Genomic DNA, 26,717 nt, shown 5'->3' with positions numbered 1-26,717 from the left:
AAATAGAATATCATGGAAAAAAGATCAAACAAATATCATTTGACATTAAGTCTAAAACAATATGCAAATGGTGAAACAGAACCCGCAAAAGAACTTGGACTGGAGTTTAGTAATCACGATGAAATCTTTGGAATCATAGAAAAAATAAAAGACAAAAACATATTCGATAATCCGCATGAAGCCACACAGTTTGCAGTAGGTTTAAAATTGTTTAATGAAATACACATCAAACATCGCAAAAATCCTTTGTTTGACGAATTAAACGAAGTGTTTCCTATCTTTATGAAAAAGCTTAAAAGTTTATAATTCTATACCAAAAAACAGCCAAACCTGATAATCAAGTTTGGCTGTTTTTTTTTGAATCTATTCTTACTTCTTATTCAAATCATTAACTAACTTCAAAATAGCACTAAGTTCGCTGCTTTCTTTTTCAGTTAAAGGCAATAACGGTTTTCTCAATTTTCCGCCCTCAATTCCTATACTATTCAAACCTGATTTTATTGCTCTCGGAAGTCCTTTATCTACAATAAACTTCAATAAATTGATCTGCTTATAAAATACTTTTTGCGCTTCTTTTAAATCATTGTTTTGAATGGCGTTGTATAAGGCAATATTCAATTCAGGAATTAAATTGGGAGCTGCCGTACACCAGCCCGTTGCTCCTGCCGCAAATGCAGAAAGTGCCAGCGGATTAGATCCGTTGTAAAAAGCAACATCTTCACCTAACTCTTTCTTCAAATAATGCATTCTTTGAACATCTCCTGTGCTTTCCTTAATCATCGTAACATTCGGAATTTCAAGAAGTCTTTTCAATAAAGCAGGCGACATATCAATTCCTGCTGTAGCTGGGTTATTGTAAGCCATTATCGGAATCGAGATTTGTTTTGCTACAGTATCATAATGCTTCACGATTTCGTCATCGCTCAATTTCCAATAACTCATCGGAATAATCATTACAGCATCGGCTCCCGCCTTTTCTGCCGATTTTGCATGATAAATAGTTTTTTCAGTTGTTAAATTTGAAACTCCTACTAATATCGGAACCCGCCCTTTTGTCTGCTCAACAGTTGCTTCAGTAATAGCCTCTTTTTCTTCATCATTCAAATAAGGCATTACTCCTGTGCTTCCCAGCGGAGCAACTGCGTGAGATCCTGATACAATTAACCGCTCTAATAATTGCTTATAAAGCTTAATATCAACTTTTTCATTTTCATCAAATGGCGTAATTGGATAGGCAATAATACCTTTAAACTGGTTGTTTTTCATTTCTTTGCTTTTTTATAAATCTCTACCTTCTTCTTCTCTAAGTGCAACTCCTAAATTTTGCAATTGCGGTGCATTTTCAGTCGCAATGTATTTTGCATTTTCAGTATTGCTTAAATTCTGATGTCTGTGCCATGTCCAAGCGGGAATATAAACGGCATCTCCAGCCTTCCACTCTACTTTTTGATCCTCAATTTCAGTATATCCAGAACCTTCAATTACATACAACAATGTTTCATAGGTATGTCTATGTTTGTTTGTTAATTGTCCAGGCAATAATCCTCCAATAGTCATACTTACATTTTTACTTGGCAGATCGACAAAAAACACGGGATGTTTTCTTTCTATCGAAAATTGATCGTGTACCCCCGCATTTTCAACATTTCTATGAATTAATTTTTCAGGCATTACAAAACTTGGTCTTGCATAAGTTTGATGAAAATCTTTTGATGAGAATTTTTTTTCTTTAGTTTCCATGTTCATTAAATTTTAGTTGATGCATTATTGCGTGACAAAAATATTGTAACTTTGGACTGCACAGATAACACAGTTTTATCACAAATAACTAGTCCAGATGTTACGACCATGGCAATTTGAAATTCAATTAGATAAAAAATCCGATAAAGCACTTTATCTGCAAATTGCCGATGCTATTATCGTCGCCATTAAATCACATAAACTTACCTCAGGAAATGCTTTACCTGGAAGTAGGCAATTAGCTGGTTTACTGAACGTAAACCGAAACACAGTCATCGAAGCATTAGACGTTTTAACCGCCGAAGGCTGGCTCATTACAATCGATAGAAAAGGTACTTTTATTGCCGATTTATCACCTGATATGCTCTGTGATAAAAAGAACGATTCTCAGATTAATACAACTATAGCAGAAGCAAAAACGCATCTTGTTTTTGATGATGGACTACCCGACAGCAGTCTTGCGCCAATGAATGATCTTGCACGTGCTTACAGGGAAATCTTTAATCGAAAATCCCGAAGACAAATTATGGGATACAGCACTGAACTTGGTGACATTGAATTTAGAAAAGCGATAGTCCAGATGCTGAATTTTAAAAGAGGGATGAACGTTTCGGCAAATGAAATCTGTATTACAAGAGGAAGTCAAATGGCAATGTATTTAGCTGCGCATTGTTTGCTCACTAAAGATGATTTTGTTATAATCGAAAATCCCGGCTACAAACCTGCTTGGGAAGCTTTTGAAAATGCAGGTGCAAAACTGCTTCCAGTAAATGTCGCATCAGATGGTTTAGATTTACATGAAGTTGAAGCTTATCTAAAAAAACACAAAAATATAAAAGCCATTTATGTTACACCTCATCATCAATTTCCGACGACGGTTACAATGAGCTTAAAAAAAAGATTGAAATTGATCGAATTATCCAATCACTATAATTTTACCATTATTGAGGATGATTATGATAATGAATTTCATTTTGGACAACGACCAATTTTACCCATTTCAAGTTACAGCAAAGCAAAAAACTTTGTTTACATAGGCACATTAAGTAAAATTGTAGCGCCGGCACTGCGAATTGGTTATCTGGCAAGTTCAGTAGAAAATGTAGAAAAGATTGGAAAACACAGAAAAATCATCGACGTTCAAGGAGATAACATTATGGAAGAAGCGGTCTTGAACCTTATAAACGAAGGCAAAATAAAAAGACATCTCAAACGAACCAGTTTAATCTATAAAGCAAAAAGAGATTATTTTGAAAGCCTTTGTAAGCTGCATCTTAAAGACAAAATTACTTTTATTAAACCAGAAGGCGGTTTGGCTTTTTGGATTGTTCCAAGTCCAGAAACCAATCTTCAAAAAGTCTGTGATGAATTGTTAAGCAAAGGAATCAAAATCATGAATCCTGAGAAATTCAGTTTTGAAAAGCCTGTTTTAGGTTTACGTTTAGGTTATGCTTCACTCAGCGAAAAGCAGCTAGAAGAAGGCATTATTGCGCTCTCTAAATATCTATAAAGCAAAAAAGACTGAAAACACATGATTTTCAGTCTATATTAAATTAAGAAATGTTAGTTAATTGCAATTTTCCATTTCGATAATCGAAAAGCCGTTTTTACGAATTTGGTTTTCAATTTCCAAAGGCGCTTTATCGATATGACAAAATCGGCATTCTTTTGAAGTTAAAGGTTGACCTTCTTGAGAAACACTTTTTAGATACGCTTTTCCATATTCAAAAACCTGTTCTGTATCGCTTGTATTTTCATCAACCAAAATATCAAAATGCATAACCTCTCCGTCTTTTCGAGTTACATAAGTATCCCATACTGCTACTTTCATATTATTTTATTGTATATAAATTATTCTAAATTTAAAAGCTACAAAACCTCTTTAGATAGTTTCTAAAGAGGTACTTATATCTATCCAATTACATCTGCAATTGAGGCTCCAAAATTAATATGAAGCACATTTCCGTTTGGAGTTACTAAGGCAGGCACTGATTGTACACCTGCTTTTTGAGCTTCTGAAATTCTCGCTCTGTCTTCTCCAATATTTACTACTTCAACATCTTTAACTAAACTTAAAATGTCATGTTCGGCACTTACACAAACTGGACAGCCGGCGTGATAAAAAATTGATTTGCTCATTTGTATTTGTTTTTAATTTGACTTTATTGCCACAACAAAATTAGAAAGGATATACAGTCGTTAAATAATCCAGTTTTCTCATTTATAGAAGAAACTGGACTATTTGAAATACTCAAAACTGGATCTTTTTTACGTTTCTCATTGCCTTTACCTTTGCTGCTATGAAAGAAGATATAATTTACAATTTAAAGCAAGTTCATCAGCGTATTGAGGATGCCTGCAGACTTTCTAACCGAAATCCATCAGATGTGCAATTATTATTGGCTACTAAAACGGTCCCTGCGGAGAGAATACGAATTGCAATAGAAGCTGGTGAAACGCTTATTGGCGAAAACAAAATGCAGGAACTTCGCGATAAAGATTCGGGTTTGAAAGATTTAAATATAGAACGTCATTTTATTGGACATCTTCAAACTAACAAAGTAAAAGATGTTTTAAAATATATTTCCTGTATTCAATCTTTAGACCGATTATCTCTAGCAGAAGAATTAGACAAACAATTACTAAAAGAAAACAGAAGCATCGATGTTTTTATTCAAGTAAACACTTCATTTGAAGAAAGCAAATTTGGACTTGCACCAACTGAAGTAGTCCCTTATATTAGAGAAATAAAAAAGTATAAAACATTAAATATAAAAGGTTTAATGACGATTGGTTTATTAGACGTTGAGAAAGAAAAAATGCGTCCGTCATTAGAATTACTTCGAAAAATAAGAGATGAAATTTATGATGCTAAAATTGAAGGTATAACACATTTAAAACTTTCAATGGGAATGTCTCAAGATTTAGAACTGGCTATTGCCGAGGGTTCTAATATCGTAAGAGTGGGAACTTCAATTTTTGGAAATCGTTTTCTAGGAAAAGAAATATGGAATGAAAATATTGCAGAATAAAGTATAATTTTGCATCAAATAAAACACACAAATGAATCTGTACGAACTTGTTGTCAACGATACTGAAAAAATTGCACTTGATGATTTGCTTTTCAGCGAAGAAAACAAAACGGCATTACTTAACACAATCAAAGAGCATAAGTATATTGACGAATTAAAAAAATACAATCTCAAGGTCGACAATAAAATACTGCTTCACGGTCACTCTGGCTGCGGTAAAACTACAACTGCAAAAGCCATAGCAACAGCTTTAAATAAAAGCATTGTTATTATCAACCTCAGCACTTTAATTAATGCTAAAATTGGGGAAACTTCAAAAAATGTAAAAGCTCTTTTTGATAAAGCAATTCGCGAAAAAGCAGTTTTATTTCTAGATGAATTTGATCAAATTGGCAGAAGCCGAGAAAGTGACGATAAAGATGTTGCCGAAATGAGACGTTTGGTAAATACGATAATTCAGTTAATTGATTATTTCCCAACAGATAGTTTGCTGATTTGTGCCACTAACTTTTACAACAGTATTGATTCAGCCTTACTTCGCAGGTTTCAAATTAAACTAAAATTTGAAATGCCGAGTAAAAATGAACTGAATGTGTATTATGATAAAATACTTGATGTTTTTCCTGCCCATTTACAGGATATTTTACGTAAATATGATATTTCATATGCCGAAGCGAAAGATTACGTTCATACAGCGATGAAAAGACAAATTATTGCCGAATTGGAGCTTGAAGAACAAAAGAAACGTATTGAAACTATTTCATAAAAAAACGCCTCAAAATTTTGAGGCGTTTTCATTTATAAAACAAATATTATTAAGCTTTAGCTTTTCTTTTCACAGTACAGCCAATTTCTTTAGTTTGTGTTACAGCAGGTTTTTGATTGCTTTTTAAAGCTGCAATTACATCTTCGGCATATTTTACTTTATCTGCTTTTGTGCCTTCTGGATCATTATCGATTGCACCAACATATTCTACTACATTTCCTTTTGCAGTTTTAGAAACGATAAAAATGTGAGGCGTACGTTTTGCGCCATACTCATCTGTAATTTTTTGTCCTGGATCTAACAAGTATGGAAAAGGATATTTTTTCTCTTTTGCCAAATCCTGCATTTTATCAAAAGTATCTGCTTTAGAAGCTTCTGGATCGTTAGGATTAATTGCAATTACAGGATATCCCTGCGGTTTGAATTTTTTATCTAAATCAATTATTCTTTGTTCGTAACCTACTGCATAAGGACACGTATTACAAGTAAAAACTACTATATAGCCTTTTGCTTTTGGAAAACTTGCAAAAGAAACCTCTTTATTATCTACATTTTTCAGTTTAAAATCTGGAGCAGTATCACCAGCTTAAAGTGTTGCAGTTTGAGCCTGAGCTAGAAAGGCAGAGAACGCCAGCGTTAATAAAAGAATTATTTTTTTCATGGTTTTTGGATTTACAGTTTTTTATATTCAGTTAATAATTGTTCGTAAGTAAATTCACTTTCGACAAACTTTCGCTTGCCATCTTTTATAAAAAGCGTCGCCGGAATACTTCCTGACCAGCTTGAATCGATACGGTCGATAAATTCCTGCGGACTTCCTTCATTCAATAGAAATACTTCATTTTTCAGATTTTTTCTTTTCACAAACGGAATCACATTTGAATTCAGCTTTGATTTAAAATCCAAACTTACTAGTAATACCGCCAGCTTATCTGATTTATGTTCTGCACCCAATTTTTCAAAATGCGGTAACTCTTTTATACAAGGCGCGCACCAAGTTGCCCAAAAATTAACAACATAAGTACTGTCTTTTCCCTTTTCAATTCTTTCGTTAAGCTGATCTATTGTAAGCAGTTTTACATTTTGACTATACGATGAAACTGAAAAAACAACAAATAGAAACAGATAAAAAACAGACTTAATTTTCATGAGCTACAATACTTTAGGATTAATTTATGCTTCACAAATATAAACTAATGAAGTTTTAGTTTTTGTTAATGAAAGTTTAATAAGTTTTTTAAGCTGCTAATTGGCTATGATTCTAACATACTAAGTTGTTTTTCAGAATCTTATTCAATTTCGTTACATCTTTTTTATAATGTGGGTAATCTGTTATGTTTCTTACACTATGATTTTCGGCATTTGACAATCCAATATTATTTATTTCTAGAAATGGAGACTGCATCACTAATCCATTTAAAATGCAATCTGAAATATATTCTGAATGCGATTCAAACTCTGGAATTGCATTTAAATGTTTTACAGTTATGACTTTCAAAATATCTCTTTCACTTTCTTGTATTCCCGTCATCGGAAGAAAAAGAAGAAACAGATTTGGATATTTTTCAAAAGACAATAACTCATCCATTGTAAAAAACCAAGCTTCAAAATGACCTCCTAAATTGCCAATGTAAATATCATTAAGAAAAAAATTGATTTCATATTCAGCAAATTCAATGGCATAATTTAAATCATCATTAATTTTCCCTGCGACATATCTAGGATTTTCTTCTATATCATTTTGATTGAAAAACTTCCATTCCCACTCATAAGATTCAGTTTCGTCAATTTCTACAACTTCTAGAACCTCATCGATATTTATTTCTTTTTCATTATCATAACCTCTCGACCAGCAAAAATAAAATTTCCAAAAAAAGGTATTTTCGTTTATTTCTTGCAATGCAATTTGTTTATTCATACTTCCCAATTTGGCTCACCTTCAGGTCTTATTTTTTTCTATTTTGTTTATAATGTATATTAATAGAAATGATTTTAGTTTTACTAGCTTACTACTTTTATTGATACTATATTCTTCCTATTAAGTTCTTTTCAATTTTCTCAATACGTCATGTAAATGTGTTTTGGAATTTTGTATTGGATTATTCTCTCTCTGTAATTCAACTAATAAAAAATTAAAAAAATCATGAAGATTATTACTTAGCGTAATCATGTTTTCCTCATCTCTTCCAAAATTAATTATTTGCCCTTTAGTTCCATTTTTATCAGGATCCAAGTCCATTCCAATATAATTACCACAAAGATCCGAGAAGATTGGCAACCATTTGTAGTGAAAATATTTTTTCTTTATTGAATCTTCTGGAAAGCATGTAAAAGTCATTTCACTATCGAAATCCCAATCAAGTCGTTCTATTTCATACTGTCCATTAGTATAAACTACAAGTTTTATTTCATCCCAATTATAACCTGTTTTTTCCAATTCATGCAATTCTTCTATAATTGGCTCGATTACTTTGTAATCATTTATCTTAAAAAGCTCACGTTTTAATAGTGTAGTTTTATTATCTGCATACCAGTAGGGTCCATTATAGGAATTTATTCCAAAAGAAAATTCAATTTTATACCAGCTTTTCTGCAAACCAAATAATTTATGCTTAGGCGCCCTTTCAACATAAAAATCAATAATCTTCTGTAATATTTTTTCCGACTTTTGAGGAAACTCAATTTTTCTGATCTCTGGTTTTAATAAACTCTTACTGAATGATAATTGTCTAATTATTTCTTCAGAATCAATAAAATAATCCTTGAATAATAAACCTTCCCCATCAAAACACTGTCCATTGGCAAAATTATATAGCTCTTTAAAGTCCTCAGGCAAAGGTTCTTCCAGCAACATTTCAATTTGTTGAATATCATTTACTGAAATTCCAGAATTTAACTCTCCATAAGATGCAACTGAAATATTTTTCTGAATATTTATTATTCTTGTAAATTGTTCTAATAATTTCATATTTTCCATTTAATAATACCATTCTAATTTGAAAATCTATCTATAACTTTTTTAGGAGCATAATGAATTTTGAAATCATTGGATATAGCCTTTTCTACAAGTTCAAAATACGCTGCCCAAACTTCTTCAGAATTAGAATATTCCATTGAATCTGCACCATCATATATTTCCGTTTCATTTCGAATTTCAAACATTTCAAATTGAGTATAATCAGCAGAATGCATTAAACAAACAACCGTTTGAGGTCTTATATTTTCAATGAATATTTCAAATGTACAAATCACATCTTGTAATTTATATGCCATCCAATCTGTTTCACAGATATCCTGAACATGAAAAATATGTATTGTATTTTGGAGTTTGTTCAACAAAACTATTTCACTTGCTCCATAGAGACTCCCAATTTGTATAAATTCTGGCGGAACCGCCTCTCTAAATTCCTCTTCGAACGTTTCCAGTTCATCTTCACTTGAAAGAAACTGAAATGGTTTTTCAAATTCCTCATCATCCCCTTCCATTATTAAGCCTGTTGGAATTGCCAGCAAATCATTTCCAAAAACTTTATAGGAATGAATTTTTCTTAAATTTTCAGGAAAATGTAAAAGACTCTTTTCTGTTAAAGAAGAATTTTTAGCAGATGGTTCTATATTTTGAGCTAGTCTCTCTAATTTATTCATGATAATAAATGATTTATTTTGCAATACATAAACTTAAATTTATTATTTAATAATGGTGTACCCATATTTTGAATTGAAAATTAACTCATCATAGTCTCCATATCGAAAAACATTTATCGAAGGGCAATATTTCCATGTTTGATCTTTGCTCATAGCAATTCCGAAATCAAGAAAAACATAAGTATCTTCATTTTCTGCGTAATTTTTAGATTTTTCTTTGAACCATTTATTAACTATTCTTTTTTTATTCTCAAAGATGCGAAAGCCATTAAGTTCAACATTAGAAATACTGTCATAAAGTTCAAAAGAGGTGACTTTTCCGCTTCTGTATTGGACAGAAGGTTTAATTTCCTCTGCCGTTTTCCCAAAACGAAACTCAGTAAAAACATGTGCAATTCCTCTCTGAATATCAGAAGGCGGTCCAATCAGCTCTTCAATATTCTGAGGAGACATATTAAACTCTAATTGGCCAACTGATTTATAAGGTTTAATGATCCACATAATAATTATTCTTCTTCCAGCATAAAATCAAACTTCTGCGATTGTCCCATTTTTACAGTATTTATCTCATTTTGTAATAATTCTTCCAGAGAGTCTGCAAATACACCTCTATACCATGATTCGTTCTGGAGCTCAATTATCTGTCCGTAATTTCCTTTTGAACTTGGGTCTGTGTCAAAAAGCAGGTAATCCCCTTCACGGCTTTCTGCAAAAGGTATCCAGCCTGGATTAGCATAATTATTGGCTTTTACCTTTTCATCAAACTCCGCTATTAAATCTTTTATCGCTTCGTAATCATCTTCATCATTCATTGATTGTATATTCTCCCAATCCTTTTTTATTTTTTCAAAAGGCAATAAATCATACTGGCAATTGTGCTTATAAAAAGAAAACGGAGAGGTTACAGGATCATATTGAACGTTGTAAATTTTGTAAAAATTTACAAGCTCGTTCGGAATAACTATATGATTTTCTAGATCTAATTCTGTGTTTTTTTCAATATCTTCCTGAGTTATTCCGTGTATGAGGTTGTAATATGGATTTCCAACCGAAATAATATTTGTTGTTTCTATTATCCATTCTTCCCACAGACCAATAAGTTTTTGATATTTCTCCTCTACTGGAAGCCGTTCATGTGGTTTTTGAGAACTTTTATATTCAAAAATTTGAATTAATTCTACATTTTCACTATTCCTTTTTTTGTATAATGAGAAACCAATTCCATTTATTTCAAATGCCCCATCTGTATCACCTGAAAAACGTCTAAATAATTTATTCTTATTGTTTTCCTGATAATCAAATACATCTTGTTCCTTAACCCAAAATTGACCTGTAAATATTTCATTCGGACTAAAGTCAAAACCCATATTTGTTATACTTAGCACAATACTTTCAATCCATGTTCCATTTTTGGAATAAGCTAATATTCCATATTCATCCCAAGTATAAATAGTGTTAAATTCTTTCACAGTATGACGAAATTCTCCTAACAAATTTCTTAGAGCATAAACATTTACTGGAAATTCAAAATCAACATCATTAATTTGAAATCTGTTCTCGTCTAAGACTAATTTTATCATATTCTTTTTTTTTCATTAAACTATATCCTCTTGTAACTCGTTCAATAGATTTGCAGATTTAACTTTTATTTACTTCTTCTTTAATTGGCGATAATATTTTTCCTTTCCAATAAAAGGGACTTTCCTTATTATCTCTACGTTTATTACTATGTTTACGTCAAAATTCAAACTTTGCTTTCATTATACCTTTCTGCCAAAACTTCCTGTCAATTATAATATAACCTGACGTAAACCCTAAAATATTTTCTATACCTGTGATACTCAAAAGTGATACCTCTGCTTTATAATTATCTCCAAACAATTGTTAACATCAAACTACTATATGCTGCGAGATTATTTATTGTGTAAGCGTATACAATATTCCGAGATTTTGTTCTACTTCAATAAAATTTGTTCCTGCCCATTCCCAAACCTTGGCAACATTTTGAATTGTATGTGCTAGATATGTCGTATCTACTATAGCGTAATAAGCAGAAATCGAATCTTTAAAAAATTTACCACTTTCATCTATCATATTATCTAATTCAGAAGGACAGAATCCATCACAAGCCAATTGTCCAAAATCATTTTTATAGATGCCTTCAGAGTAGCTCCATTGATTCGTAAACGAAAAATCTGCTTTTAATTTATCGACCCATTTGATTTTGAAAATATTGGACTGCTTTACAGTCTGTCCACTTACTTTAACATTCAATAGACAAAAAAAGCAAATCAGTACTATACAATTTCTCCAAAACATAATAAATACTATTAACTACTCTCTAACCCGCAATACACATTGGAGAAATCTCTTTTTGCTAAATCGCTCTTATGAATTACAAAATAAATTTCACCTGCATCCCAAAAACAAAATTCTGGTTTATTATCAGTACTTACCTTTAGCAAAACCATCCATTCATCCGTTTTTCCCTTTAGTTTATCTACAGCCTCTATTTCTGGTGAGTCGTGTTGTTTAAACACATAGCTGTTAATACCATGAATGGGCTCTTCATTAAATGGTAAAAGCTTTTTTTTGAACAATTCTGTTTCATTATGTTTTCTTGTTAACTCTTCCAGTTCAGGTGCAATCTTTTCGTAATAATGTTCATCATAATAGAATACAGGAGTACTTACGGCTTTCTCTGCGATTGCTTTAAAAGGTTGAAAAATATCAAATTCAAAATATTCTAATTTTTCAGTATTATCAAATTCTCGTGCTGATTTCAGCTGACTGATTTCTCCATCAAAATAAATTACCTTAGGTTTAAAATCCTGCTGATCTTCAATAAAAAAATACAATATACCTGTACGGGGCAAATACTCTTGCAAATGAGCAACAGATGCACAATTAATCTGTGCAATAAACTGCCAGACATAGTTTGTTTCTTCTTGGGTTTCGGTAATAATCTTAGGAAAACCAACAGATTCAGGTAAATCCGGGAGACCGCCAAAACGATTATTTCCTATTTCATCATAATCATCAAAAACAGTAGTTACAAAACTGACTGAGTGGCGCGCAAGCTTATTTATACCCTCTTCATATTTTTTAAAACCTACTTTTTCAATAGCATGAGCAAGTAAATTACGAAGCACAATGTCATTACGGGCATAAAAGATTTCATCGTTATATGGAACTACTCCTTTTCCATCGGCTCCTTTATAAGAATAATCGAGCAGAGTCGTTTTTTTCTCCAGTTCTAATTCCAGTTCAGGAATATTTTCCAATCCTAATGGAAGCCATGTAATTGGGTTATTTTTAATATTAAGTCTTGTCAGATTCTCTAATTTAAGATACGATGCCGGGACTTTATTAAGCTGATTTCCTTCTAAATGTATTATTTCAATCGAACCATCTAATGGAAAAGCAGGAGCACTTACTAACTTATTATACTGTAGATAACAAAATTTAAGTTTTTTTAAGTATTGAAATGTATTCGGGTTTATCCCTTCAACTTTACTGTCTGTGAAAAGGAAAAATTCTAACTCTCTTAAATCTCCTATCCATATTGGCAATTTTGTAATGGCAGAAATACCGGAAAAATATAATTTCTTTAAATTTTTAAAATGTTTGATAAATGAGGGAATTTCAACGAATTCAAATACCTCTTGACTATCATTTGTAAATTGGACAATTAAGGTTTCTAAATCTGTAAAAGAGTCAATAGATTCCCTAAATTCAACATAAGCTGGATTGGTTAACTTTAGATGACGGACAGCTTTTGGTATTGCACCTTCAAGTTCTTTAAAAGTAGTAAATTCATACTTTTCCCATTCTAATTCTTGTAACGGAATTCTTTTTGCTAAGCTTATTTTATAGCATTTTTTTTGTTCTCCGCACTCATCTTCCAAGTATCCGTTCAACCCTATCCAACCGTCTTTAAGAGTCACATTTCCTGTAAAACGAAGAGAAAAAGTAAAACCACTTTCCCAGAGATAATGATTGTATGTCTTGTCACGGCTCAATTCAAATTGAATAACACCTGTTGGTATACCAGCATCATACACTTTACTGAAACTAAAGTTAAAGTGCGCCCCTCCATTATACGAATTTACCACATGTCCATGGCGCTCTTTGTCATAATCCCTAACTAAACCTTCTAATGCTACATATAGTTTATCGTTACTATTTACATTACACTCTGATGAAAAATCAAAAACAACATCATCAATTATCCAATGTTCTTTTTCATCTTGAGGAATACAAAAAGCTTCTATTTCTTTTGAAATATCTACTTGTTGTTTTTGTAGTACACTTTGATCTGCTACAATTTCTGTGGCTTGTTCGTTATAATAAAAACCTCTTAAAAATGAAGGCAATTTGTCTATTGCTTCCTGAGGATCTCCGAAATATTTAAGGCTCATCCATATTTGTTCAAACAATGGCTCATAAAAATCTCTATGTTCAATTTTGCAATCTGCCTTGAAAGTATAGCAAAACTCATCACTAATTTGAACTATCCCCAAATAATAAAAAATGTTATCATTTGTCCTTACTAATCTAACATTCGAATTATGATTTTCTATTTGTATTATTTTTTCTGCAATAATCTCTTTGATATTTTCCTCGGATAAGCAACTTTTCCAATAACGAAAAATAAGTTCCTTATGTAAAAATTTATCAAAAGAAACTATCGGAACTAGTCCTGTAGTGGCAAAAGACAAATAGTCATCATCTAGGACTTCATGAGCGGCACGAATACTTTCCCACGCAATTTGAACATCACTGTAAACATCTGGTATAGAAAGACTAAAAGTTGAAGTTTTAAATTCTTGATTATTCATATTAATGTCTTTAAGTCATATAAAATCATAAATATAAATCCTTAATACTTATAAAATATCCTTTAAAAGGTATTAATGTATTATAAAAAGCCAGACTTTCTTTCAATTAATAACTCTAAAAAGATATATAAACTAGCGGTATAATCTAAATTCTTCTACAAAAGATTTAGTATGAATTAAAAAGTAACATCATACTTTCAAACTCTTCTATATTTTCTAAAAAATACATCTATTTTAAAAAACAGTTTAATTAAGCCTACTAAAATAATAAGTGAATATGAACCACTTGTAAGTTCTACAGCGATCTGTTTAAATTACTTCAATCTATCGACTTTGACTTAGAAAAAATCTCTTAAATGCAGAATGGTATAAAGATAAATTTTATCATTCATAACTTTTAAATGATATTCATTAGACTTATACTGTTTTTAATTTTCATTTCTTAGCAATTCTGATATGTCGCTTAACAATTAAAATAAATGTTTTAAGAATAATTTTCAATTACTATTAGAGATACAATTACACCTTCCTGTTCAACCTGATCCAGTCTTTTTCATTACAAGTCCAAACAACACATTACCAATCACTTATATTTCATATTAAAGTAAAGAATCTAAATTACCACAAATAAAATAGATCATTTTAGTTCTTCGTTGAATTTATATATTAACCTTATTTTTTATTTTAACAAGAGGACAATAAAGTTTTTGTTAATGAAAGTTTAATACTAGAAAAAACGTCTAGTATAATTAGACTATTCAGTAAAAAAAAATGCTCCAGCGGAGCACAATATTTATAGTGATTATATACCCTGTGATTTTAAGCTCCAGAGGAGCGAAACATTTATTTTTTAAATATATGCCGTTCCGCTGGAGTTTTTACATCAAATAAAAATTACCTTCCTGTAGTTACATTTAAATTGTTAACAAACAAAAGCGTCTCTCCATTATCCAATTTAGTAAGAGATAGAATTCCGTTTTTATTCTCATTAATCCCATTTATTCTAAAACAGAATTCATTACCATCTCTGTCCATGAAAGTTAAAAATTCGGTAGTATCATTTGAATTGTTTTGACAGCGGTGAGAAATAGTATAACCATACATTACTTTAAAAACATCCTTATCATAATTATAGATTTTCCTGTCTTGAGTAAAAACCCATTTTGTATTTCGATTCCTGTCGGCATACCAAGTTCCAATAATTTTCTGTGAGGATGGCTCTTCTGTTTGATTACTCCCAAAACTTAATGGAAATTGCAACAGCATAAATAAAATTAAAAGCAGTCTTTTCATATCTATTTAAGTTTTCTTTATACTTCAAAAAAAATCTATTTCACTTCAAAAAAAATCTATTTCACCAAAAACAATTCTAGTTGCTTAAAAACAGGAATCAATGATTTTCCCTTCTCAGATAACGTATATTCAATATGAAGCGGTTTTAGCTTGATAACCTTTTTATCTAGAAGTTCAAAATCTTCCAGTTCACGAAGTGCGACGGCGATTGATTGTTTATTTGATCCTTTTAAATCTCTTAAAAGCGTATTAAAACGCAGCGGTCCCTCTACTGCTAATAGAAAAATCTCTGGTTTCCACTTCCCTGATAATAACTTCAAAAGTGCTTGTGCCGGACATTCGTTATCTTTTTCTGGTTTACTTTCTGTAGTCATCTTTTTTAGACTAATTGATTTGTTATTAAATATGGGCGAGCTTTGTTATGTAAAAATATAAATTAAAACCTAAAGCAAGAATTATAAACAGTAATTATGAAAATACTTTCGCTGTTATTAATCCTGATTTGCAGTGCGAGCTGTCAATCGCAAACTAATTCTAGAATGAACGATAATAAAACAAATCCGTTACTGTGTGATCCTGAAAGCGGTATGTGCGAAATGCCAATTGGTAAAGCATCAAATGAAACAACGGTTATTAAATCCGAAAATAAACCTGTAAAAATTATTTATTATACAGACCCTATTTGTTCTTCATGCTGGGGAATTGAGCCGCAATTAAGAAAACTAAAACTGGAATATTCTGAATATTTTGAAATAGATTACAAAATGGGCGGTTTACTGCCTGATTGGAGTTACAACAGCGGCGGAATCAGTAAACCATCAGATGTTGCGCATCATTGGGATGAAGCAAGTCAGCATTACCAAATGCCTATCGATGGCGATGTTTGGCTTGAAGATCCTTTGAATTCTTCTTATCCTTCTTGCATTGCTATGAAAGCGGCTCAAATTCAGAGTAAAGAAAAAGCAGTTATTTTTATGCGTATCCTTCGTGAGAAATTATATCTCGAAAAAAAGAATATTGCTAAATGGGAAAATATTGCTGAAGCGGCCAAAATTGCAAATCTTGATATTGCAAGATTAAAAAGCGATTCTGAGGGAGATGCTAAAAAACTTTTTCAAGAGGATTTAAATTTAGCAAGAACACTTGGAGTAAGAGGTTTTCCTACCTTATTTTTTGCTGATGAGAATAACAATCAACTTACTGTTTATGGTTCTAAACCATATGCTCATTATGAAAATGCTTTGCTGGCATTATATCCTGAAGCAAAAAAGAAGACATTTAAAAATGAAAATCCATTATCTCTTTTTGAGATTTATCCAACATTGGCTCCAAAAGAATATGCCGTGATTTTAGATATTTCATATAATCAGGCGGAAGAAATACTTGATGAATTATTTAAGGATGGAAAATTGGGGAAAATATCTATAAAAAATCATTCACTTTATTTTAGAAGTTAGTTTTTTGGACCGAAGCCATAAAGATCATTTTCTTTATGGCTTTTTTAAGGTTTTTACTTAACTGCAGACTGCAATTTCTTTTGATTTCAGAACTAAACCTAAGTACCTGAAAATTATGCAACTATAATCTATTTTTCTATAAAAGTATTTTCAATTTTTAAAGTACCTTTGTAAATATGCCGAAAATTCATGAGAAATAAACTCCTCTAAATCAACTACAAAAGAGGTCATTTTCGCTGTTTTCGGAATATATAAAAACTTCGGAAGCTAAGAAATAAAGAAAAAATAGAAAAGTTATGAAAAAGCTAAACAACCAAGATTATGGTCTTAGAGACCCTGATTTTATGGATCAGGAAAATTTTGATTATACAGTAAATTTTTCACCTGACGAAGATCCATATCAATATCAAGAAGAGTTTATCGATGACGGACGAAATCAAACTTCTGATTTTACTAGAAATGAATCGATAAGAATGGAAAACATTCCTAATGAAGAACGAGTTATAAACGAAGATAATTCGATCACTAATGATAGTGAAAAAGCAAATCAAGAGAAGGACAACAGCACTAATGAACTAAACTTTGAAAATGATCTAGAGAAAGAAAGGGATTTAGATGAAGATGAGGATTTAAGTGATTTTGATGCCGAGCATTATCCTGAAAATCATCCTAGAGCCTAAAACGGCTAAATTTTAGAACAAAACACCTTTAGCAAATAAGAATCTAGGCTTTAGGATACAATTAACGTTTTTATCGTTTACTATTATAAACTTTTGTTAAACGCCGCCTGATGATTGATTTTGGCTAGATTTTCGCCGATCTTTATAATCTTACGATTTCTTTCTGGTTTAACAATCCGTAAAAAAAATCAACAGTTAAAAGTAGAATAAACGTAACAATTTTATTACATTAGACAAAATTAGGTATCATTAAAAAAATTATCATAATTATGGAAAAACTAAATTTTATAGACCCATTATTACACGGAATTAAACCTGAAAAAAAAGATTACAAGGACTATAGGCCATCTGTTAAACATTTAGTATTTGCGGGATTAGGTTCTCTTTTGGCTGGAGCTGTACTTAAAAAAGCCGGACAAAATAAAACGGCTGCAGTAGTAGGAAGTCTTGCAGTACCTTTGCTTGCAGCTGCATGCTATAAAAAGATAACAGAGACTTCTAAAGAGAAAAGAGAAAAAACAGACAGCAGCGGTATCGAATATAATTATTAAGAAGCGCTTTAAGTTTCAGTTTAGGAATACTTAAAATATAAAACAAAAAACACCTGACAACTCACAAGTTATAATTAGATAACATCGTGAATTAGCAGGTGTTTTTTTTAGTTTAAAAGTAAAATTAGAATTAAATTTTTAGGCCAGATTAATATTCCCTTCTACCCAGTTTAATGCTTTATTAAAAGATTCTTTTCTAAAACCGTGAAATTCTCCCGGAACTACATAGCCGAATCCGTTTGCAAGCGAAATTATCTCCTCAGAATCTGATACTATCGCTGCTCTATTCCATTTTCCAAGATTCTTTAGACCTAGCAGTGCTTCTTGAAGCCACTCGCCTGCAGTAAATTTTTCTACTTCAGTATCTAAAACCAGTAAAAAATTAATCTCATTAGTCTGCTTTACCAAATGCTCGACGGCAGGAACTACAACAATCAAAAAATCTTCTTTTGTCATTTCTGCCAATGCTCTAAAAGCAACTAAATTATCAGTTGTGTCAATTTGATGTATCATGATATTACACTTTTTGAGTTATTATTTTTGAGCTTGCCAAGTCTTATTCCTTCAGAATATTAATTGGAATTTTACCATTAGAATAGTAAAAGGCAACTCAAAATTACTATTAGATTTTTATTTTTTATTACACACTTTCATTCCTTTTTTACAACATTATAATTAGGGTATTAATACTGCTCTCCCTTTTATTTGCCCATGTCTTAGTTTATCATAAACTTCAACTGCTTGGTCTAAACTGTATTTTTCGACTTCAATATGAATCTTCTTTTGAAGCGCAAGCCCAATGACTTCCATTAATTCGATTCTAGAACCCCAGTAAGGATTTGTTAAACTTACACCAAATGGCAGGCCATTCATATTGTATTCATAATTTCCGCCGCCAAGACCAACTATCGTTAAGTCTCCATCTAAACCAACAACTTTAGTTCCTAAGTCAATTGTAGAAGTTGCTCCAACAAAATCAATTACAACTTTGGCTTTTTTAATTCCTGTAATCTTCTTTATTTGTTCGGCTGCATCTTTATCTGTAGAATTAATGGCATAAGTCGCTCCTAATTTTTTAGCAAATTCGAGTCTTTCTAGAGTTATATCGCAGGCAATAATAGTTGAGCCGCATATTTCTGATAAAATTTGAAGAGCAACATGACCCAATCCGCCAACGCCAATTACAACTACGTACTCATCTGGCATTAACTTATGTAATGATCTCTTTATAGCTGAATACGGTGTTAAAGCTGCATCTGTTAACGGAGCCGCAATCACGGGATCTAAATCATGAATTGGTACCAGCAAACGTGAGGAAGGTACCAGCATATAATCGGCCATTCCGCCATTTAGCCCAAGTCCGCCGCCAAAAGCCATTTCAGACTGATGATCGCAATAATTTTCATTAGAATGCTGACAAGGTTTACAATGTCCGCATCCCCAAGGACCGTAGACTAAAACTGCGTCTCCTTTTTTAAATCCTTTTACATCCTCACCTATTTCTTCTATCCAGCCTGCGTTTTCATGCCCCAATGTAAAAGTAACACCAGATACAATACCATCATCTATTATATGCAAGTCTGAATGGCATACTCCAGCACCTCCAATTTTTAATAATACCTCATCGCCTTTTGGAGATGGTTTTTCTAAATCGTTTACTATTCTCACATCTTTATGCCCAAAAAAACGCACTGCTTTCATAAGATTTTTTTTATAAGTTAGTTTAGTAAATTTAATCAAATAAAATTCAACTATCACATTTTCAAGGCTATTTATACATTTCTTAACGCTATCTAAAACAAGAATCAAGAGTCTGGTTAAGTGTGTAGATACACAAAAACCTATTTCAGTACAGAAATAGGTTTTGTCAAAAAAATAAAAAATAAACTAACACAACATTTTAATTGTCTTTTAATACTAAATCATAAACTTTATTGGTTTAATTTAAAGTATTAACAACTATTTTATTGTTGTTATTATAGTTTGAATCTTGTATCGTTTATAAATGTTTTATTTAAAAAAAATGAGCCGTATTTTCATTCATTAAAAAACGTAAACAATTAAAAAAACTATACTTGATATAAACTCTATAAGGAGTTGCAATTTTAGAACTTTAAATTGCTATTATGTTTATGGCATTGTTACGAAATCATAATGTTTAGGAATTTCAATAGAAATTCGAACGAACTATTTCACACTCTCTTTTAGTAATCACGACAAGAAATGGAAATATCTTAAATAAAAAATGGCTGTCTTTTTGTGACAACCATTTTTCTATTCTAAATTTAAAATAACAGCAAGTTCTTGGTAACTTCTAAAGAGTATTGCTCCTTCCTTTTCTAAATCATTATCATTATATCCGTTTGCAAAACCATATACTTTAAAACCGCCATCTATTCCGGCTCGTACACCGGCGACGCTGTCTTCGATCACAATACAGTCTTTTACATCAAAACCCATTTCTTTGGCTGCGTGCAAAAAAATTCCTGGTTCTGGTTTCCAGCTCCCTATTTGATAAGAACTAAAAAGCTTGTTCTCAAACTTATCTAATAAACCAGCAACTTCAAGATTTAAACAAATCTTTTCGACCGGCCCGCTTGAAGCAACACAATACGGAATTTTAAGTTTATTTATAAACTCAAGAACACCTTCCATTGGTTTGACCTGCGTTTTAAAAGCATCAAAACTTCTTTGACGGAATTCTGATTCAAAAGTTTCTGGAAGTTCTTTATCAATAGTTTCTTCAATATACTTGAAACAGTCTTTTAACTTACGACCGTTGAAATTACGATATGCATCTTCAATTTTCATTTCAAATCCATGCTCAGATGCCATTTCAAGTAATACTCCATTACCAATTTTCTCTGTATCTACTAAAACACCATCACAATCGAAAATAATACACTTAACCATTTTTATTGATTTTCATTTAATTACAATTTTAACTCGCACAAAAGTGAAGTCCTGTAAATTACAGAATATAATTCATTTAACTGCCGTATTATTATAAATGATAAAAAATCACTTTCTGATTGGAGAATAATTCTCTTTCAAAATAATTTCAAGCGGCATATAATGTATTTGCTCGGTATCTTCTTTTAAAACTAATTTTTTATATAAATACTGAATTGCCATATAACCTTGATCTTCGGGTTTTTGATTAATCAAAAAATCAATTACACCTTTATTTAAGTATTCTATGTTTTCTTTTAATAAATCATAGCCTATAATTCGAATACCTTTTATATTGTTTTGTTCTAAAAATTGGGCAGCAATATACGCTCTCGAATTGGGCACGAAAATGCTGCTTATCTCTGAAAACATTTCAAGATTTAGTTCATCAATCTTGGAATCTTTTAGAGTAACTTCTGAAAATTTAAAATTTGTAAGTTCATTATTGTCTTCAAAAAAAGAATAAAAACCTTTTATTCGCTGTAAATAAACGGATGTACTTTCGATTTCTTGAGTGATTTTAAAAATCAAAATGTTTCTTTCGTTTTTAACTGCAAAACTTATGAGTCTTCCAGCCAAATAACCACTCTGAAAGGCATCTTGACCTACATAAGCATATTCATTATTGTTTGAAATATTCGAATCGATCATCACAACTGGAATATTCTTTTTTTTGTATTCATTTAAAAACTGAATAGAATCTTCGTGAAAAATGGGCGCAAAAAGCAATCCATCACACTCAAAATCCATCACTTTCTTTACTGATTCTTTAAATGAAACTGTATTATAATCGTAATAGAAATAATCCAAAACAATTCCGAATTTACCAAACTCAGCAGCCGCTTTTTCAATTCCTTCAGCCTGACTGCGCCAATATTCAAGATTTTCATGTTTGGGAAGAAAAACGGCAAAATGAAATTTCTTATTTAAAGCCAGATTACTCGCCAAAATATTACGCTTATAACCAAATTCTTCGATTATAGCATTGACTTTATCTACAGTTTCTTGTGCTGCCTGTCCACGATTATGAATAATTCGGTCAACAGTTCCAGTTGAAACATTAGCTAATTCGGCAATTTTCTTTATTGTTATGATATTGATTCTTTTTAAGCTAAAATGATAAAAGCACCATTATAAAATTCTATTTTTTTAAGTAAAAACAGGTTGTTATACTTTACATTTTACATACATTTGTAAAACACCGTGTGCGTACACGTAAAATTACACATTATATATAAACGGCGGAACCTTTTATACTATTTATTTCAAAAACTAAAAATTAAATCTTACCTCATGATAATAGATTCATTACATAATGCAGCAAAATATTACAGTCTGCATCCCAATTTTCAAAAAGCTTTTGAGTACGTAAATCAAACTGATATAACAAGTCTTGAAACGGGTTCGTTTGAAATCTGCGAAGGCTTAAAACTTATTGTTATTCATGGCGATGGAAACACTAGAGAAGAAAGCATTAAAGGTTTTGAATGTCATGATAAAAACATTGATATTCAAATTTCGATTCAAGGACCAGAAACTTTCGCTTGGAAGCCTAGAGAAAAATGTATAAAACCAAATGGCGATTACAACGACGAAAGAGACGTACGTTTTTTTTATGATAAACCCGATATGTTTTTTGAATTGCAGGAAAAACAATTTGCCATTTTATTTCCTGATGATGTTCACGCAGCAATGATTGGCGAAGGTTTTTTGAAAAAACTGGTTTTTAAGGTAAAGATCTAATTACTTGTTGGGGAAAATCCAAATTTCAAATTCCAATTAAAAAACGTACACATTAAAATCAAACATATATAATCTACTTTATTTTTCAAAAATTGGAATTTAGAGTATTGAATTTTTAAATAAAACTAAATGGATTCTATATTTAATCTAAAAGGAAAAATTGCACTTATTACAGGTGGTGCGGGTGTGTTAGGAAGCAATTTCGCAAACGTTTTGGCCAAACAGGGTGTTATAGTTGGGATTGTTTCTCAATCTATTGAAAAAGCAGAAAAAACAGTACAGCATATAAAATCAAATGGCGGAGAAGGTTTTGCGATTCAAGCCAATGTTTTGAATAAAGAAGAATTAGAAAAAGCGAAAGACTTTATTGTTGAAAAATATGGTCGTCTTGATATTCTAATTAATGCTGCGGGAGGTAATATGCCGGGAGCAACTGTACAACCGGATCAAGCTGTTTATGATATGAAAAGTGATGATTTACAAAAAGTAGTCGATTTGAATATTATTGGAACTATGCTACCAACTCAGGTTTTTTCTGAGCTTTTTGCGAAGCAGAAATCAGGGAATATCATAAACATCTCATCAGCATCGGCACAAAGACCTTTAACGCGAGTTGTGGGATATTCAGCTTCAAAAGCAGCAATTGATAATTTCACACAATGGATGGCAGTTGAATTGGCTCAAAAATATGGCGAGGGAATTCGCGTAAATGCTATTTCACCTGGATTTTTTATTGGAGAACAAAACCGAGCTTTATTATTAACTCCTGAAGGAAATCTAACTCCAAGAGGCGAAAAGATTATCGATCATACACCAATGGGAAGATTTGGAACGCCAGAAGATATTGACGGTGCTCTTTTATTCTTATGCAGTGATATGTCAAAATTCGTAACGGGAACAATCTTAAAGGTTGACGGCGGATTTGCAGCTACGAGTATTTAATAATCTAACATTACAAAACAACATAATACAAAATGGAACAAACATTAAGATGGTTCGGACCAAATGACCCTGTTTCTTTACAAGATATTGCACAAACTGGAGCAACTGGAATTGTAACTGCTTTACATCATATTCCTAATGGAGAAGTTTGGAGCATAGACGAAATCAACAAACGAAAAAACGAAATTGAATACCAAGACGGCGATCCTAAAAAAGGTGCTTCAGGATTGACTTGGTCGGTTGTAGAAAGTATTCCAGTACATGAAGACATAAAAAAACAAACTGGAAATTATCTTCAATATATTGAAAACTATAAAGCAAGTATTCTCAATCTTGCTTCATGCGGTATTCAATGTGTATGTTATAATTTTATGCCGGTTTTAGACTGGTCTAGAACTGATTTATCTTATACGGTTGAAGACGGCTCAAAAGCGCTTCGTTTTGACATTAATGCTTTTGCAGCTTTTGAATTGTTTATTTTGAAAAGACCTGGTGCTGAAAAGGAATATTCTGCCGAGCAGATTCAAAAAGCTAAAAGTTATTTTGAAGCGATGACTGCAGAAGACAAAGTAAAATTACAGCAAAACATTCTGGCTGGGCTTCCGGGTGCTGAAGAAGCTTATACTGTTGAGGATTTTTTAATTACATTAAGTGCTTATAATCATATTGACAGACAGGCTTTAAAAGACAATTTGTTTTACTTTTTAAAGCAGATTATCCCTGTTGCAGAGAGTAAGGGTGTTTTGATGGCAATTCATCCTGATGATCCTCCTTATCCCATTTTAGGTTTACCGAGAGTGGTAAGTACAGAAGAAGATTTGATCGAATTAATGAATGCTGCTCCTTCAAAATCAAACGGATTTACGATGTGCACAGGTTCATACGGTGTTAGAGCTGATAATGATTTACCTGGAATTATAAGACGTCATGGAGATAAAATGAATTTTGTTCATTTAAGAAGCACGCAAAGGGATGAAGAAGGCAGTTTTTATGAAGCAAACCATCTTGAAGGCGATGTAGATATGTACGAAGTGGTAAAAGCAATTCTAGAGGTTGAAAAAAGAAACGACAGTAAACTGCCGATGCGTCCAGATCACGGGCATCAAATGCTGGATGATTTGAAGAAGAAAACAAATCCGGGTTATTCTGCAATTGGCCGCTTACGTGGATTAGCTGAATTAAGAGGGCTTGAAATGGGAATTAAAAAATCGCTATAAAATTTTTCGATATCTTTTTAGATTAAATTTAAGAGTCGTTACCAATTCATTAACAAAAAACCAACTGTAATGATGTGATTTTTAATCACTATTAACTTACTTTGTACTTATTCTAAAAATTGTAATCCTATGAAAAAATTAAGTTTACTTGCAGTTACTTTATTTGCTGCATTTACAGTTCAAGCTCAGGAAGTTGTAAAATTTGCTCCACTGGATGCAAGTCCTGTAGATATTTCTTATTTTCCTAACAAAGCTGTTAAGTTCAAAAAAACTGATAATCCAGCTCCTGTTGTAAAAGTTACCTATGCAAGACCATCTGTAAAAGGACGTACTATTTTTGGTGATTTGATTAAGTATGGAGAAGTTTGGAGAGTTGGTGCTAATGAAAATACTGAAATTAAATTTTACAAAGCAGTAACTATTGGCGGTAAAAATGTTCCTGCAGGAACTTACAGTTTATTTGCAATTCCTGAAAAAGACAAATGGACAATTATTATCAACAAAGAACTTGATTTATGGGGTGGTTATGCATATGACGAAAGTAAAGATGTTGTTCGAGTATCTGTTCCTGTAAAACCTGTTTCTACAGTTATCGAAGCTTTATCAATTGCTTTTACATCACAAGGCACTACAGCAAATTTGGTAATTGGATGGGATAAAACAACGGTTGAACTGCCTATTACAGTTAAATAATTCAAACATAATATATAATAATAAAGAGACTTGAAAAAGTCTCTTTATTTGTTTAAAATCAAATCATTGGTATGCTATTACTTTTTCAAGGTTAAAGCATAATTCAGCTCTGACTTGATTATTTTTTTCTCTCGATCTAACATATATACTTTCTCAGGATCTGCACTGTAATAACCGTAATAAATCTGATTCTCTGCAGATTTGTCCCAATTCAATATATAGATTGTCCCGTTTGGATCGTTTTCTAAACCTCTTTCGGTATTAAAAGTTCCTTTTTCTACAAACTCTTTTTCAGGCGACTTTCCTTTGTATACGGTAAATAATTCAAACTTATGGCTTTCCATAGTGCCATCACCTTGATAAATTTTCAGAACAGTTTCTATACCGCTGCAATCTGCACATGGTAATAATCCTTCATAAACATCAACCTTCGCGGCTGTACTTTTTTCAGTACTTACTGTTGTCGAATCTTTCACAGCAGTTTCTACTGTATCTTCTTTCTTTTTAGAATTGCAAGATGAAATCAGCGTTGCAATTACTAATACAATACATAGTTTTCTCATAATAATTATAGCTAATATTTAACTCAAATATAAAGAATTCTCTTTTGTCTTGTTTCAAAACCTATAAATTGTAAAGAAAATATTCCGTTATAATTATCCTATTAATTATTTTTTCTGACACTAGCGATTGTATAACTAAGTTTTGTATTTTTATAGAAAGCAAAATATTATAGTTAACTTAAATAAAAAACTAAATGGGAAAATTTGTAATTACTAAAAGAACCAATGGTGAATTTCAATTTAATTTGAAAGCTGGTAACGGCCAGACAATTTTAACAAGTGAAGGCTATACAACAAAAGCGGCCTGCACAAACGGAATCGAATCTGTAAAAACAAACTCACAAGATGATGGTCGTTATGACAGAAAAGAATCAAGTAACGGAAAACCGTATTTTAATTTAAAAGCCAGCAATGGACAAATAATTGGTTCAAGTGAAATGTATGAAAGTGTAGCTGCGAGAGAAAACGGAATTGAATCTGTAAAGAAAAACGCTCCAGATGCAGTTACTGATGATCAGACAGCATAAAAATTTATACCATAAAAAAGCGGGGCATATACCCCGCTTTTTCATTATTATGTAAACTAATACTATAATTCATCT

At 31.7% G+C, this 26,717-nt stretch carries 31 protein-coding genes and 1 pseudogene; 12 read left to right on the top strand and 20 right to left on the bottom strand.

Going from position 1 to position 26,717, the window contains the following annotated elements:
• Positions 1 to 12 precede the first annotated feature (12 nt).
• Positions 13 to 306 carry a DUF3861 family protein gene (locus ACHRV0_RS16015; RefSeq protein ID WP_089054716.1) on the top strand — a complete coding sequence of 98 codons (294 nt, stop codon included), beginning with the start codon at positions 13 to 15 and terminating at the stop codon, positions 304 to 306.
• 63 nt (positions 307 to 369) lie between these two features.
• Here ACHRV0_RS16015 and ACHRV0_RS16010 read toward each other — a convergent pair whose 3' ends face one another.
• Both ACHRV0_RS16010 and ACHRV0_RS16005 read right to left on the bottom strand, forming a co-directional pair.
• Entirely contained in the window at positions 370 to 1,266 is an 897-nt protein-coding gene (locus tag ACHRV0_RS16010; protein WP_395441565.1) for a dihydrodipicolinate synthase family protein, read from the bottom strand.
• A 12-nt stretch (positions 1,267 to 1,278) separates the two neighbouring features.
• The gene (locus ACHRV0_RS16005) at positions 1,279 to 1,740 is read right to left on the bottom strand and encodes a cupin domain-containing protein (RefSeq protein ID WP_395441564.1); all 462 of its coding nucleotides are present in this window, start codon (positions 1,738 to 1,740) and stop codon (positions 1,279 to 1,281) included.
• A gap of 97 nt (positions 1,741 to 1,837) precedes the next feature.
• On the opposite strand from ACHRV0_RS16005, the gene ACHRV0_RS16000 reads away from it, so the two are divergent.
• Positions 1,838 to 3,250 (top strand): PLP-dependent aminotransferase family protein, encoded by a 1,413-nt coding sequence (locus tag ACHRV0_RS16000; protein WP_395441563.1) that lies wholly within the window; start codon positions 1,838 to 1,840, stop codon positions 3,248 to 3,250.
• A 57-nt stretch (positions 3,251 to 3,307) separates the two neighbouring features.
• On the opposite strand, the gene ACHRV0_RS15995 is transcribed toward ACHRV0_RS16000, so the two are convergent.
• A complete protein-coding gene (locus tag ACHRV0_RS15995) occupies positions 3,308 to 3,571 on the bottom strand; it encodes a DUF2024 family protein (RefSeq protein ID WP_089054720.1) in 264 nt (87 codons plus the stop codon).
• Positions 3,572 to 3,651: 80 nt separating this feature from the next.
• Entirely contained in the window at positions 3,652 to 3,879 is a 228-nt protein-coding gene (locus tag ACHRV0_RS15990) for a thioredoxin family protein (RefSeq protein WP_089054721.1), read from the bottom strand.
• 161 nt (positions 3,880 to 4,040) lie between these two features.
• On the opposite strand from ACHRV0_RS15990, the gene ACHRV0_RS15985 reads away from it, so the two are divergent.
• Entirely contained in the window at positions 4,041 to 4,772 is a 732-nt protein-coding gene (locus ACHRV0_RS15985; RefSeq protein WP_395441562.1) for a YggS family pyridoxal phosphate-dependent enzyme, read from the top strand.
• Positions 4,773 to 4,803: 31 nt separating this feature from the next.
• Positions 4,804 to 5,538: an AAA family ATPase gene (locus ACHRV0_RS15980; protein ID WP_395441561.1), complete on the top strand. Its 735-nt coding sequence runs from the start codon at positions 4,804 to 4,806 to the stop codon at positions 5,536 to 5,538.
• Positions 5,539 to 5,587: 49 nt separating this feature from the next.
• On the opposite strand, the pseudogene ACHRV0_RS15975 reads toward ACHRV0_RS15980, so the two are convergent.
• The 11 genes and pseudogenes from ACHRV0_RS15975 to ACHRV0_RS15925 all read right to left on the bottom strand — a co-directional run.
• Positions 5,588 to 6,112 (bottom strand): annotated as a pseudogene (locus ACHRV0_RS15975) (thioredoxin family protein); the annotation flags it as partial.
• Positions 6,113 to 6,210: 98 nt separating this feature from the next.
• Positions 6,211 to 6,687 (bottom strand): TlpA disulfide reductase family protein, encoded by a 477-nt coding sequence (locus ACHRV0_RS15970; RefSeq protein ID WP_395441560.1) that lies wholly within the window; start codon positions 6,685 to 6,687, stop codon positions 6,211 to 6,213.
• Positions 6,688 to 6,799: 112 nt separating this feature from the next.
• On the bottom strand, positions 6,800 to 7,456 hold the full coding sequence (locus ACHRV0_RS15965; RefSeq protein WP_395441559.1) for an Imm19 family immunity protein: 657 nt from the start codon (positions 7,454 to 7,456) through the stop codon (positions 6,800 to 6,802).
• A 120-nt stretch (positions 7,457 to 7,576) separates the two neighbouring features.
• Complete coding sequence (locus ACHRV0_RS15960) at positions 7,577 to 8,506, bottom strand: SMI1/KNR4 family protein (RefSeq protein ID WP_395441558.1); 930 nt, start codon at positions 8,504 to 8,506, stop codon at positions 7,577 to 7,579.
• Between the two features lie 23 nt (positions 8,507 to 8,529).
• A complete protein-coding gene (locus tag ACHRV0_RS15955) occupies positions 8,530 to 9,183 on the bottom strand; it encodes a hypothetical protein (RefSeq protein WP_395441557.1) in 654 nt (217 codons plus the stop codon).
• Positions 9,184 to 9,225: 42 nt separating this feature from the next.
• On the bottom strand, positions 9,226 to 9,684 hold the full coding sequence (locus tag ACHRV0_RS15950) for a hypothetical protein (RefSeq protein ID WP_395441556.1): 459 nt from the start codon (positions 9,682 to 9,684) through the stop codon (positions 9,226 to 9,228).
• Positions 9,685 to 9,689: 5 nt separating this feature from the next.
• Positions 9,690 to 10,763 (bottom strand): SMI1/KNR4 family protein, encoded by a 1,074-nt coding sequence (locus ACHRV0_RS15945; RefSeq protein ID WP_395441555.1) that lies wholly within the window; start codon positions 10,761 to 10,763, stop codon positions 9,690 to 9,692.
• A gap of 337 nt (positions 10,764 to 11,100) precedes the next feature.
• Entirely contained in the window at positions 11,101 to 11,502 is a 402-nt protein-coding gene (locus ACHRV0_RS15940; RefSeq protein ID WP_395441554.1) for a hypothetical protein, read from the bottom strand.
• 11 nt (positions 11,503 to 11,513) lie between these two features.
• Positions 11,514 to 14,024 (bottom strand): DUF1963 domain-containing protein, encoded by a 2,511-nt coding sequence (locus ACHRV0_RS15935; RefSeq protein WP_395441553.1) that lies wholly within the window; start codon positions 14,022 to 14,024, stop codon positions 11,514 to 11,516.
• 894 nt (positions 14,025 to 14,918) lie between these two features.
• Complete coding sequence (locus ACHRV0_RS15930) at positions 14,919 to 15,317, bottom strand: hypothetical protein (RefSeq protein WP_395441552.1); 399 nt, start codon at positions 15,315 to 15,317, stop codon at positions 14,919 to 14,921.
• A gap of 56 nt (positions 15,318 to 15,373) precedes the next feature.
• Positions 15,374 to 15,691: a winged helix-turn-helix transcriptional regulator gene (locus tag ACHRV0_RS15925; RefSeq protein ID WP_395441551.1), complete on the bottom strand. Its 318-nt coding sequence runs from the start codon at positions 15,689 to 15,691 to the stop codon at positions 15,374 to 15,376.
• Positions 15,692 to 15,856: 165 nt separating this feature from the next.
• On the opposite strand from ACHRV0_RS15925, the gene ACHRV0_RS15920 reads away from it, so the two are divergent.
• The 3 genes from ACHRV0_RS15920 (at position 15,857) to ACHRV0_RS15910 (ending at position 18,005) form a co-directional block, all read left to right on the top strand.
• Entirely contained in the window at positions 15,857 to 16,774 is a 918-nt protein-coding gene (locus tag ACHRV0_RS15920; RefSeq protein WP_395441550.1) for a DsbA family protein, read from the top strand.
• Between the two features lie 296 nt (positions 16,775 to 17,070).
• On the top strand, positions 17,071 to 17,454 hold the full coding sequence (locus tag ACHRV0_RS15915) for a hypothetical protein (protein ID WP_395441549.1): 384 nt from the start codon (positions 17,071 to 17,073) through the stop codon (positions 17,452 to 17,454).
• A gap of 269 nt (positions 17,455 to 17,723) precedes the next feature.
• Positions 17,724 to 18,005: a PrgI family protein gene (locus ACHRV0_RS15910; protein WP_129024895.1), complete on the top strand. Its 282-nt coding sequence runs from the start codon at positions 17,724 to 17,726 to the stop codon at positions 18,003 to 18,005.
• A 138-nt stretch (positions 18,006 to 18,143) separates the two neighbouring features.
• Here the strand turns inward: ACHRV0_RS15910 and ACHRV0_RS15905 are convergent, their stop codons facing one another.
• The 4 genes from ACHRV0_RS15905 to ACHRV0_RS15890 form a co-directional block, all read right to left on the bottom strand.
• Complete coding sequence (locus tag ACHRV0_RS15905) at positions 18,144 to 18,518, bottom strand: STAS/SEC14 domain-containing protein (RefSeq protein ID WP_089054731.1); 375 nt, start codon at positions 18,516 to 18,518, stop codon at positions 18,144 to 18,146.
• A 162-nt stretch (positions 18,519 to 18,680) separates the two neighbouring features.
• The gene (locus ACHRV0_RS15900; protein WP_395441548.1) at positions 18,681 to 19,706 is read right to left on the bottom strand and encodes an NAD(P)-dependent alcohol dehydrogenase; all 1,026 of its coding nucleotides are present in this window, start codon (positions 19,704 to 19,706) and stop codon (positions 18,681 to 18,683) included.
• Between the two features lie 573 nt (positions 19,707 to 20,279).
• Complete coding sequence (locus tag ACHRV0_RS15895) at positions 20,280 to 20,918, bottom strand: HAD family hydrolase (RefSeq protein ID WP_395441547.1); 639 nt, start codon at positions 20,916 to 20,918, stop codon at positions 20,280 to 20,282.
• A 108-nt stretch (positions 20,919 to 21,026) separates the two neighbouring features.
• Complete coding sequence (locus tag ACHRV0_RS15890; RefSeq protein WP_395441725.1) at positions 21,027 to 22,034, bottom strand: LacI family DNA-binding transcriptional regulator; 1,008 nt, start codon at positions 22,032 to 22,034, stop codon at positions 21,027 to 21,029.
• A 216-nt stretch (positions 22,035 to 22,250) separates the two neighbouring features.
• Here ACHRV0_RS15890 and ACHRV0_RS15885 point away from each other — a divergent pair, with 216 nt between their 5' ends.
• The 4 genes from ACHRV0_RS15885 to ACHRV0_RS15870 all read left to right on the top strand — a co-directional run bounded on the left by ACHRV0_RS15885 (position 22,251) and on the right by ACHRV0_RS15870 (position 25,552).
• Positions 22,251 to 22,700, top strand: coding sequence for a YhcH/YjgK/YiaL family protein (locus tag ACHRV0_RS15885; protein WP_395441546.1), 450 nt, complete (start codon positions 22,251 to 22,253; stop codon positions 22,698 to 22,700).
• Positions 22,701 to 22,829: 129 nt separating this feature from the next.
• On the top strand, positions 22,830 to 23,642 hold the full coding sequence (locus ACHRV0_RS15880; protein WP_129025570.1) for an SDR family oxidoreductase: 813 nt from the start codon (positions 22,830 to 22,832) through the stop codon (positions 23,640 to 23,642).
• A gap of 32 nt (positions 23,643 to 23,674) precedes the next feature.
• Positions 23,675 to 24,859 carry a mannonate dehydratase gene (gene uxuA / locus ACHRV0_RS15875; RefSeq protein WP_395441545.1) on the top strand — a complete coding sequence of 395 codons (1,185 nt, stop codon included), beginning with the start codon at positions 23,675 to 23,677 and terminating at the stop codon, positions 24,857 to 24,859.
• A 129-nt stretch (positions 24,860 to 24,988) separates the two neighbouring features.
• Positions 24,989 to 25,552 carry a DUF2911 domain-containing protein gene (locus ACHRV0_RS15870; protein WP_395441544.1) on the top strand — a complete coding sequence of 188 codons (564 nt, stop codon included), beginning with the start codon at positions 24,989 to 24,991 and terminating at the stop codon, positions 25,550 to 25,552.
• Positions 25,553 to 25,629: 77 nt separating this feature from the next.
• Here ACHRV0_RS15870 and ACHRV0_RS15865 read toward each other — a convergent pair whose 3' ends face one another.
• Positions 25,630 to 26,115 (bottom strand): copper resistance protein NlpE, encoded by a 486-nt coding sequence (locus tag ACHRV0_RS15865; protein WP_395441543.1) that lies wholly within the window; start codon positions 26,113 to 26,115, stop codon positions 25,630 to 25,632.
• A 194-nt stretch (positions 26,116 to 26,309) separates the two neighbouring features.
• Here ACHRV0_RS15865 and ACHRV0_RS15860 point away from each other — a divergent pair, with 194 nt between their 5' ends.
• A complete protein-coding gene (locus ACHRV0_RS15860) occupies positions 26,310 to 26,642 on the top strand; it encodes a YegP family protein (protein ID WP_129025566.1) in 333 nt (110 codons plus the stop codon).
• Positions 26,643 to 26,717: the final 75 nt, after the last annotated feature.

This window comes from Flavobacterium sp. FlaQc-30, assembly GCF_044005885.1.
Lineage (GTDB): Bacteria > Bacteroidota > Bacteroidia > Flavobacteriales > Flavobacteriaceae > Flavobacterium.
This window is presented reverse-complemented; position numbering and strand designations above follow the sequence as displayed.